This is a genomic window from Pseudoalteromonas sp. BSi20480, from assembly GCF_000241365.1.
Lineage (GTDB): Bacteria > Pseudomonadota > Gammaproteobacteria > Enterobacterales > Alteromonadaceae > Pseudoalteromonas > Pseudoalteromonas marina.
On sequence record NZ_BADX01000045.1, the window covers coordinates 1 to 10169 of the forward strand.

9 protein-coding genes are annotated in these 10169 nt (G+C 39.7%); 4 read left to right on the forward strand and 5 right to left on the reverse strand.

Annotation, left to right across the window (positions count from 1 at the left end; all coding sequences use genetic code 11):
* Positions 1-65: 65 nt before the first annotated feature.
* The gene (locus P20480_RS13695) at positions 66-470 is read left to right on the forward strand and encodes a hypothetical protein (RefSeq protein ID WP_006792633.1); all 405 of its coding nucleotides are present in this window, start codon (positions 66-68) and stop codon (positions 468-470) included.
* Positions 471-565: 95 nt separating this feature from the next.
* Here the strand turns inward: P20480_RS13695 and P20480_RS13690 are convergent, their stop codons facing one another.
* The 3 genes from P20480_RS13690 to P20480_RS13680 form a co-directional block, all read right to left on the reverse strand.
* Positions 566-1513: a carbohydrate kinase family protein gene (locus P20480_RS13690; protein WP_008127783.1), complete on the reverse strand. Its 948-nt coding sequence runs from the start codon at positions 1511-1513 to the stop codon at positions 566-568.
* 127 nt (positions 1514-1640) lie between these two features.
* Complete coding sequence (locus P20480_RS13685; protein WP_008127784.1) at positions 1641-4037, reverse strand: TonB-dependent siderophore receptor; 2397 nt, start codon at positions 4035-4037, stop codon at positions 1641-1643.
* A 167-nt stretch (positions 4038-4204) separates the two neighbouring features.
* Positions 4205-5434, reverse strand: coding sequence for an MFS transporter (locus P20480_RS13680; protein WP_006792636.1), 1230 nt, complete (start codon positions 5432-5434; stop codon positions 4205-4207).
* 176 nt (positions 5435-5610) lie between these two features.
* On the opposite strand from P20480_RS13680, the gene gtfA reads away from it, so the two are divergent.
* Positions 5611-7080: a sucrose phosphorylase gene (gene gtfA / locus P20480_RS13675; protein WP_008127788.1), complete on the forward strand. Its 1470-nt coding sequence runs from the start codon at positions 5611-5613 to the stop codon at positions 7078-7080.
* A 52-nt stretch (positions 7081-7132) separates the two neighbouring features.
* On the opposite strand, the gene P20480_RS13670 is transcribed toward gtfA, so the two are convergent.
* Positions 7133-8164 (reverse strand): LacI family DNA-binding transcriptional regulator, encoded by a 1032-nt coding sequence (locus P20480_RS13670; protein ID WP_008127790.1) that lies wholly within the window; start codon positions 8162-8164, stop codon positions 7133-7135.
* Between the two features lie 226 nt (positions 8165-8390).
* Here P20480_RS13670 and P20480_RS13665 point away from each other — a divergent pair, with 226 nt between their 5' ends.
* Both P20480_RS13665 and P20480_RS13660 read left to right on the forward strand, forming a co-directional pair.
* The gene (locus P20480_RS13665; RefSeq protein ID WP_008127797.1) at positions 8391-8693 is read left to right on the forward strand and encodes a hypothetical protein; all 303 of its coding nucleotides are present in this window, start codon (positions 8391-8393) and stop codon (positions 8691-8693) included.
* A gap of 24 nt (positions 8694-8717) precedes the next feature.
* A complete protein-coding gene (locus tag P20480_RS13660) occupies positions 8718-9134 on the forward strand; it encodes a nuclear transport factor 2 family protein (RefSeq protein ID WP_008127799.1) in 417 nt (138 codons plus the stop codon).
* Between the two features lie 54 nt (positions 9135-9188).
* On the opposite strand, the gene P20480_RS13655 is transcribed toward P20480_RS13660, so the two are convergent.
* Positions 9189-10169: 7-cyano-7-deazaguanine synthase (locus P20480_RS13655; RefSeq protein WP_033025133.1), on the reverse strand; the 981-nt coding region annotated here is incomplete at its 5' end.

Below are 10169 nucleotides of genomic sequence, written 5' to 3' on the forward strand. Positions count from 1 at the left end.
TATAGGGATCCTCTAAAGTTCAGTTGTCGGCAACAAGCACGACTTAACTTAATAGGATTATGACCATGAAAACACTTATCAAAACTATCGCTCTTGGCTCACTATTAACATGTTCAGCTGCTGCAATGGCTGATCAAAGTGATTACAAATTAATGGTTATTGAAGCGCAAACCGCGCCGCAGCCACTTGAGCAATCTTTTAATAGCTGTGCACTTAATGTTAAGTCAAAAAACTACGCTGAAGCAGAACAAATTTGTACTAAAGCAATTGCACTATTACAAGATGCCGATGCCCCTAAATTTAAAGTTCGTCAGCTTACATCATTTGCATTAAGCAATCGTGGTGTAGCGCGCCTAAAAGCTAAAAACGAAACGGCCGGCCTTGCTGACCTATACGAAGCAAAACAACTATCTAACAACGATATGGTATCGCATAACTTAACGCGCGCTAAAGAAGAGCTTGCTTTATAGCACTCAGATTAACAATAGTTGAAAAAGCCCCTGTAGGTATTTATCTACAGGGGCTTTTTTAGATTAATTTTTAAAATGTTGCTGGGTGTGTTAGCTCAAAGTACATCGTCTAAAACGGGCAATGCAGGAAAAGCACCCTTTGATAAACAGGCTTTTGAGCCACAACGAAGGCCAAAACTTAATGCGTCTTTAATTACTTGTTTATTATTGAGTTTGTCGCTTGGTAATAGCGTCTCGTTGTAATGATTTAAATGATATAACACACCTGCAATAAACGCGTCTCCGGCACTGGTTGTATCTATTGCATTAATAATCGGTGCAGCTTCACTAACGTTAAACTTTTTATGGTAAACAGTGGCAGGCTCGGGTCCATCGGTTAAGAAAATTAAACTAACGCCTAACTCTAATAGCGATTGTAAATATTCATCACCTGATTGACTGGTGTGTTCCGCTAAAAAATTTAACTCATCACGTGATAGTTTTATAATGTCGCAATGGGCGTAGCAGGCACGCACATTAGGCTCAATATCACGAATATTATGCCAAAGGCTGTATCGTAAATTTACGTCAAAGCTAACAAGTTTATTATGAATTTTTGCTTGTTTTAAAGCGCTCAATGTTGTGTTTGCAATGGCAATACTTGTTAGCGTATTTGAGCAAAAGTGTAGGGTACTTATTTCATCCCACTGAATTTGCTGTAAATGTTCAGGAGCAAGGAGTAGGTCGGCGGTGTTATGGCGGTAAAAATTAAAGCTGCGTTCGCCAGTTTCATCTAAGCTGACAATAACCATCGCTGTTTGCGCATTTTTTATAGTAAATAAATACTCGGTGCCGACATTATATTGCTTTAACGCGTCGGTAAGTTGCTTGGCAAAGTAATCATCACCCATACCACCACAAAATGCAGCGCTACCACCTAACTTTGCATAGCCTACTGCTACGTTTGCAGGTGCGCCACCAGGAATAGGTAAATACGCTGTGTTATGTGAGTCTTGTGGCAGCATATCAATAAGCAGCTCGCCAAGGCTTAGTAATCTGGTCATGTTATAAATCCTAAAAAACCTAGCAAGGCTAGGTTAAATGTAAGGGAGAGTAATAAAATTTAAGCTGAGTAGGGAATAAAGCGCTGAAATAAAACTGCATTTCAGCGCTCAACACACTCAGACTCGGTTAGTTAAACGCGTATTTAAGCGTTAGTGATGTTGTACGGCCATTAATTGTACGTGCGCGTATAATATCGTTTGCTGGTACAGAGCCTTCCTCTGCTTCTGTAATACCTACTGTATCAAATAGGTTATTTACATTCAGTGCTAGGCTAAGGTTTTCAGATAGGTCGTAGCTTACAAAGCCATTTACCTGTGTGTAACCATCGAATTTAAGGTCGTTATTATCTTGAGCGTAAGCGTCAGTTGTACCAATAAAGCTCAGACCTGCTGCCCCTTTCTCATAGCTGTAGCGAGCCATTAGTGAGTAAATTAAATCCGCTTGACGGCGTGGTGTGTTACCTACAACGTCAGGAGATAGTGCATCTTTAGCAATTTCAGCATCAGTCCACGTCAAGTTACCACGAAAATCCCACGCATCCATGAAGTACGTTGATTCAATCTCAATACCTTTGGCTTCGTATTCACGGTCGAAGAACTTTTGTGATGTTGCTTCAAAGTTTTGTTCTTCAGTTTCTGCGTAGAACGCTGTTGCGAATACCGATAGCGAGTCAAAACGTTTTTTAACACCAAACTCAAATTGGTTTACTTCATCAACTGCATCTTCATCAGCTACTGAGCCATCTGAGCGTACTTTACCAAATAAAAGACGATCAGCGTTTGCACGTCCGCCTTTACTGATACGCGCAAATGTTGCAAGGCTAGGGTCTATTTGGTAGTTGGCACCAATTGAGTAAGACGAGTAGCTCCAGTCGTAATTTACTGGGCTTGAGTTAGCATGATCAATACCGACAACATTCTGCTCGGGTACTGAAATAACACCATCACGGTTCATATCAACAGTAGAGGTTACTGCTCCTGCGTAGTTACCGCGTGCTTCACCGCTGTCGTAACGCGCACTTGCATCAATGCTTAAGTCACCAAGTTTAGTTGAGAAAGCAACATAAGGTGCACGTGTGTCGTATTCAGTGTCGTAGTCGCGCTGACAACAGTTACCCCAAAATGGCGTGCCGTATGCGTATAAACCATTTTCTGAAAACTCAGTGCCGTCGGCAGCCGTTACATTTAACAGTGCTGCGTTGTCACCTTTAAGCTCCATAACGTAAGAGTTCCACAACCACGACATCGCTATGTTTTGCGTTGATGCGTAGTAACCAAACGTAAGGCTTGTGTCATCGTCAAACGATTTTGTTAGTTTAAAGTCGTTAACAATAGAGTCAAAGTCATTCATTGTTACGTCAAACGTATGAATGCGCATAGCTAAATCGCCATTGAATGCGTCACCTGTGTTTGCATTGCTCAGTGTTGCGCCTGCTCCGCCAATGCTTGCAGCCATTGCCGATGCATCGCCTACTTCAGCTGGAATAATAGAATTAAAGTTTCCGCCAACTGACGATTTACGAAAACGGTTTTCAATACGCCAATCGTTGTCTAAGTCGAATACAGCTTCAAAGCCAATAGAATCAACATTTGGGTTCATACCATCGCGAATGTCACCATTGCTAATTTGGTTTTGACCATTTAAGCGAACTGTTTTAGTGAACAGTGCTGAATGAGGTGTATCTGACTGAGAATCAAACCCAGGAACTGAATCACCATTTGAGTACATTGGCATTGGAAGGTAACCAACGCTTTTGTCGTCTAAGTGTTTGTAGTAAAGACGCACATAGCCGTTTTCGAAATCTTTAGTCAAATTAGCTTTTATTTGACCACCTTTATTTGACGTGTAACCTGTTTCACGTGGGCCTTCACCTTGGCGTACAAAGCCACCTACATGAAAGCGAACGCTGTCGGTTAAATAAGTACCGTATTCAAAATCAGTACGGACACTATCGAAATCTAGGCCAACAGTGGTTGCAACGCTGCCCGATTCGTTTTCGCCGTTTTTAGAGATAAAGTTGATGATACCGCCCGGTGCATTACTTGCTGCTGTAGACGCTGAACCACCACGAATTGACTCAACCGTTTGTACCGTGTTGTCAAGGCGCATAAAAATGTCAGCATTACCAAAAGCGATGTCACCGTATTGCAGTACAGGTAAACCGTCTTCTTGTAACTGTAAAAATTTAGCACCACCTGATGCAACCGGTAGACCACGAACTGCAATATTTGCATTACCTTCACCGCCAGTAGATTCTGAACGGATACCCGGAATGATTCTAAATGCTTCAGCGGTAGAGCGAGGTGTTGAAACTTGAACTTGTTCAAGCGAAACACTGCTTACAGATACGCTTGAAGCCATAATTGTTGTACGGCGTGGAACACCGGTTACAACGATTGTTTCAAGTCCTTTGTTTTGTGATGCTTCTGGCTGTGTAGTTTCTGCTTCTTGAGCATTAATGCCTTGGCTTACTGCAAGTGCTAATGCACTGATTAAATATAAAGGAGTGTTGTGTGTTGTCATGTGAACGCCTCGTTATGTTGAACCTAAATGGTTATTTATTTTTACTTAATCGATTAAGTAAAAATAACAAAATTTTTACAAAATGCAAATTATTTTATTATTAATTTGCTCTTTTTTTACTCACCCATTGATTTATAGGGTAATTTTTTTGTTAAATAATTATCAAATTAATTAGTAACTACGTTATTTTGCTCTAAAGCAGATGCTGATGGGTCACGTAAATAATTAAATAGCATAGCCAAAAATAGAATAACTGCAAAACCAGTTGCTAAGTAAAAACCGTAACGCACATGACCAAAGTAATCACTGATCATGCCCATCAAAAGCGGGGCTAATGCTGCTGACAATGCGGTAAAAAATAATATAACGCCGGCTACAGCACCATGTTGTTGAACAGGGAAACAGGAAATGCCCTTAGAGTTTAAAGTAGGGTAAACCATTGACATAAATAAACCTGAAAGCGGAAGCAATCCAACGGCCCAATCTACACCGCCAATTAATGTGCCTACATAACATAGTGCTATGCCAAGGCTTAGGTAGGTCATTACGCCTTGCCAGCTAAAGCGATTTAGTAACCATACCGCTATAAAACGACCCGCCGCGCGAAGTATAAAGAATATGGTTAATGCGTAGGTTGCAAGTAATGGCCATGAACCTGTGTAGTCTTGTAATAGTGTTGGCATCCATACATAAATAGCCACCTCGGTTGCTACGTATAGTGCGATAGCCATTGAAAAGCCCAGTGCATAAGGGTTTTTAATCATTTTCATGGTGGTGGCAAGTGAAGCGGGTTTTTCGGTTGTTTTTACAACTGGCGGATAATCTGCGCGCCACGCCAGAAGCGCAAGGATCAAACACATAACACCAGCAATAATGTAAAGGTATGTCCAGCTAACATTTTGAACGAGTAAAACACCTACCAGTGCAGGACCAACAATAGCACCTATTCCAAAAAAGCCTTCTACCTTGTTCATTGTTTTGGTGTGTTCTTCGTTACTGTGTGAAATATCACCCAATAAAGCTAATGCACCTGTTTTAAATAAACCGATTGCCAAACCAATACAGCAAAGAAGTACCAAGAAAAAATTAAAACTAGAACTTACTGCAAATAAAAAACAACTTGCAGAAAAAATGAGTAACCCCAGCATAATGGTTTGCTTTCGTCCAAGGCTGTCGGCTAAAAAGCCTAAAAATAGTCCACTAAAAGCAATTAAAGCCATTGGCGCATAATGAAAGGCACTGGCTTGGGTCATACTCAAGCCAAAGTCTTTTATAAGCTCAGGGATGATCATGCCGACCGCATCAGAGGTCATGGCAAACATAAAAAACATCATGTATGTGAGCCAGCGTATTTGTCGCAACGGATCGCTGCTTACTTGTGTGTGTGGTTTTGTCATTTTATTTAATCCTCGTTAAATGCAGACTAATACGCGCTAAGTCAGTTAGTTACTTAGTGAAGTATTATTCATGCAACGATATTTGTATGTAAAATTTTTAAAAATTACTTGTAAATTCTTACTCTCTAGTTAAAGATATATCTTAATCGATTAAGATTCAACATGGTAATCACACAATGATGCAAAACAAAGTTCAATTGATCACATATGCTGATCGAATCACTGGCCAAGACATTAATGCACTCACTACACTTTTAAATGGATCTTTAAAAGGCGTATTTGGCGGTGTGCATTTGTTGCCATTTTATAACCCAATTGACGGCAGTGATGCTGGCTTTGACCCAATAGACCATAGTGAAGTAGATTCAAGAATAGGTTCTTGGGAGGACATCAAAGCGCTTGGTAACAACCATGATTTAATGGCTGACTTAATTGTTAACCATGTTTCGGCGCAATCTTTTCAGTTTCAGGATGTGCTTGCTAAAGGTAAAGCCTCTGAATTTTGGGATTTGTTTTTAACCAAAGAAGACGTATTTCCAAATGGCATGAGCGACGCAGAGCAAAAAGCAATTTATCGTCCTCGCCCTGGTAGTTGTTTTACACCAATGAAATGTGGTGATGGTGAAACGTATGATTTTTGGACTACATTTACCGATAATCAAATTGACATTAATGTAAAGGTAGAGGCTGGCGTTGCGTATTTAAATAATGTACTCACCAAGTTCTCTGCAAACAATGTAAATATTATTCGGTTAGATGCAGCGGGTTACGCTATTAAGCAAGCGGGTACTAACTGTTTTATGCTAGATGAAACGTTTGGTTACTTAGATAACTTATCTAAGCAAGCAAATGAATTAGGTATGGAAACAATTGCTGAAATACACAGCCATTATCAAACTCAGGTTGAAGTGGCTAAACGCGTTAACATGGTTTATGACTTTGCACTGCCGCCGCTTATTTTACATAGCTTGTTTAATAACGACGTTGATGCACTTTTAAAGTGGCTAAAAATATCACCACGTAACTGTTTAACTGTACTCGATACACATGATGGCATTGGTATTATTGATGCTGGGCCAATGGGCGACAAACCAGGTTTATTAAACGCTGAGCAAATTGATAACCTTGTTGAAACAATGCATGCAAATAGTAATAACGAAAGCCGACAAGCAACTGGGGCTGCAGCCAGTAATGTTGATTTGTACCAAGTTAACTGTACTTATTACAATGCATTGGGGGCTAAAGATTTTGATTATTTATTGTCTCGCGCCATTCAGTTTTTTGCACCAGGTGTTCCACAAGTTTACTACGGTGGTTTATTTGCATGCGAAAACGACATGGAGCTTTTAGCTAAAACAAATGTTGGCCGTGATATTAACCGCCCATATTTAAATGCAGATAAAATAAGCGAATCACTCGATAAGGCCGTTGTAAAAGGTTTAATTGAACTGATTAAAATCCGAAATGAACACCCAGCGTTTTCTGGGGAGTTTTCAGCGCAAGGTGAAGGCAGTATGTGTTGTTTAACGTGGCAACTTGGTGAGCAATCTATTTCATTAAGTGTAGATTTTGAAGCAAGAACCGCCCTTATAACGCAAGTCAATGGTGATGAAGAAACATCGATAAGTTTAGATTCTTTATTGTAACGAATAGAGTTTTGCTTAACAAAAAGCCAAGCTAGTTAGCTTGGCTTTTTTATTAACTGCTGGCACCAATGTCGAGTTCGTAGCTGACTTCTTGTATTTTGTTTTCTTTAGAAATAAATAAGTTTGCAGCAATTACGCCTTTTTCTTCACTGTTTTGATGAATAGTACTTAACCTAGGCACGAACCGTGCTGCTTCATCAATTCCATCAAATCCAACAATACGTAGGTCTTTTCCAATTTTTATACCTTGCTTGATTGCCTCTCGCATTGTGGCGAGTGCAATTAAATCACTCATACAGATAATAACGTTAGGGCGAGGTGAAGCTGATAGTACTTCTTTTGCAGCTATATTAGCAAAGCGCTCGCTGCTTTCCGGTATGTTCCAAATGCGGTCGTCAGCAACACTAATATTTGCCTCAACTAATGCACGTTGATAGCCACGTAAACGCTGATGAGAAATTGACTCTCCGGTTTGAAACTCGTGATGTTCATAAACGCGGCATAATACGTTTTCATCGAGAAGTCTTAGCCCTAGAATGGCGACCTTATCGTTTATATTGTGCAAAACATGCTTGGCAATTTCGTAGCTAGCTTGTTCGTTATTAATGTTAACCGACGCATTGCGGTTAATGTCAAAATCGACTGTGACGACGTGTTTTGGCGTAGTTTTAAGTTGTTCTACTAATGCGTGGTTACGAGGGCGACCGTAGCAAATAAAACCATCTACAAAATCAACAACACTATTGAGGTTATTGTTACTACCAGAGAACAATAAAACGTTAATATTGTTTTTTTCGAGTACAGAAGTCACGCCTCGCATAAAGCTGCTGGCAACTGGGTCTGATACCATGTATTCAACGCTGTCGGGTAGCACCAAAGCGACAATGTTAAATGTACCGCTTCTTAATGATTGCGCTGCTTTATTTGGGCCAAAGTAACCAAGCTCTTTGCAGGCTTTGAGTATCGCTTCTCGGCGTTTTTCTGAGAGCTGATCTGGTCGATTAAATGCATTAGATACCGTTGCATTAGACACACCTAACTCTTTGGCAATACTTTTTAAGGTCCACCGAATTTGTTTACTCATTAACTACTCTTTGCCGTAAAACTACACTACACAAATTAACATACTGAACTGTTAAACATAATAAAAAGTTTAGGTTTTATCGCTAATATATGTATTGATTTGGCTAATAAGGAGGTTACGTTATTATGTTTGGACGTGTTTTGCACAAAAATTATTAATTAAAGTTCGTGTTTTTAATTTAGGCTTGATTGAATACTTACTTTTAGAGTATTGAGGAGCTAAGCAAATGATTATAACAATTGTTATTTTGCTATGGGCATTATTTATGGCTCGCGCAGTAATTGCTGAATATAAATATTATCAAGCAGTTAAAATGTTTGAGCCTGAAATATGGCAAGCGCTTGGGCAGCCAAAATTTTTAATGATTCCCATAATGTTCGTCTCAGGGGATGGTTTAAATCACTTAAAAGGTGCGACCGATAAAAGAGTGTGTAGGCTTGCTATTAAGCATCGCCAAGCTGGTAAGCTGTTTATATTTTATGTTGTGTTTGTTTTGCTTGCTAGTATTGTATTTTTTAAGTTTTCGTAGTCATTTTCAAGGATGTTTATTGTTATGAAAGCTGTCTCAATGCTAATGTTATTTAGCCTCTTTTATGCGAGTGATGCGTCAGCGTGCTCGGCAAGTACCGCTCCTGAACAAGTAGTGCAAGCGCAATTAGAGGCTTATAACGCACTAAATATAGGTCTATTTGCAAACTGTCACTCGGCAGATATAAAAATTAAAAATAGCCAAGAAGGCGCTCCTGACATTATTGGGCAAGAAAGCTTAATCAAAGCGTATCAGTTTTTAAAAACAGCGCCAAAATCATTTAAAGTGATTCTTGAAAATCGAATTGTGAATGGGCCTGTGGTTGTTGATTATGAGCGGTTAACTAGGCTTGGTGACGGTAGAGATGATATGTTTGCCGTTACGGTGTATGAAGTGCGTAATGGCAAAATTGTTAGCGTATGGTTCCCACCAACTAAATAAAAACAGCTTGCTTAAAACACCTTGAGTAGAGGCCTACAGCAAGGTGTTTTAATGTTACCGCTTAAGCATATTTTCAAAAACCTTTAGCTTATCGTTATAGCTTTTAATGCCAGAAGCATGTAGTAACGCAACCGCACTAAACGAGGCTAGGTTAACTAACTGCTTATGTTGGCTTGTCATTAACTGACTGAAAATTTGGTACACCTTAGTGGGTTTAAACTGCTTGGGGCGTTTAATTTGCCATTGATCAATACCTTCTTTTGGTAATAAACATGGAACATGGCCAGGATATGCTTGCCAAGGCGAATCTAGGGCTTCGGGGAATGCATAGCGTAGAAAATCATGATAAAAGCGATGCTTTCTTACTTGTGACGTTGGTTGCGACAAAACATGTCGAAGTACTTTCCAGGAATAAAAGGGCAGGCAAAAATCCATTTGATACTCGTCCACTTTTTCGAATGGAATGGCTAAATGGTGATGCTGATCGTTAAGTAATAAAAACAGATAGTAAGCTTTTTCAAGAGGAATATCTCCAAACTCTTTTAATGAAGTTACGATATTAGCTTTTAGTCTGGCTTGCATTTTATCAGCGTTATGGATTATTGATTTGGGGATATAAGCAAATTGTTGCGATAAATAAGCGTCAGCAAGGTGCTCAGGTTCTTGTGTTAAAGCCCCTTCGTAAACTTCATCTGAGTAGTAAATAACACCCAGCCCAACACTTCCACCATTGCCAGACCATGCTAAACGAGGACGTGTTACTTTAGGGTGGTCTGGATGTTTGCCGTTTAACCAATGCTCGCCTAGTCTGTCTTCAATTGTTTTTGCCTGCGTATCGTTAACACGAATAACATCAAGCTCAATTTTCTGGCTTTTTGCGAACGCTGTTGCGCAGTATAAGTCTTGTGTTTGGTGCTGTGAAAAATTAAGGGCGGTGATGTTTACATTTTGTCTTTTAAGTAAACACGCAATCAACCTTGAGTCTAATCCACCCGATAGCGTAGTGAGCACGTGATTATCGTTATCAATATATTT

Bases quoted from the DNA above. Each gene is read 5' to 3' on its own strand.
- P20480_RS13665 (WP_008127797.1), top strand. From the start codon at position 8,391: ATGATTATAACAATTGTTATTTTGCTATGGGCATTATTTATGGCTCGC.
- P20480_RS13690 (WP_008127783.1), bottom strand. From the start codon at position 1,513: ATGACCAGATTACTAAGCCTTGGCGAGCTGCTTATTGATATGCTGCCA.
- P20480_RS13685 (WP_008127784.1), bottom strand. From the start codon at position 4,037: ATGACAACACACAACACTCCTTTATATTTAATCAGTGCATTAGCACTT.
- P20480_RS13680 (WP_006792636.1), bottom strand. From the start codon at position 5,434: ATGACAAAACCACACACACAAGTAAGCAGCGATCCGTTGCGACAAATA.
- P20480_RS13660 (WP_008127799.1), top strand. From the start codon at position 8,718: ATGAAAGCTGTCTCAATGCTAATGTTATTTAGCCTCTTTTATGCGAGT.
- P20480_RS13670 (WP_008127790.1), bottom strand. From the start codon at position 8,164: ATGAGTAAACAAATTCGGTGGACCTTAAAAAGTATTGCCAAAGAGTTA.
- P20480_RS13695 (WP_006792633.1), top strand. From the start codon at position 66: ATGAAAACACTTATCAAAACTATCGCTCTTGGCTCACTATTAACATGT.
- gtfA (WP_008127788.1), top strand. From the start codon at position 5,611: ATGATGCAAAACAAAGTTCAATTGATCACATATGCTGATCGAATCACT.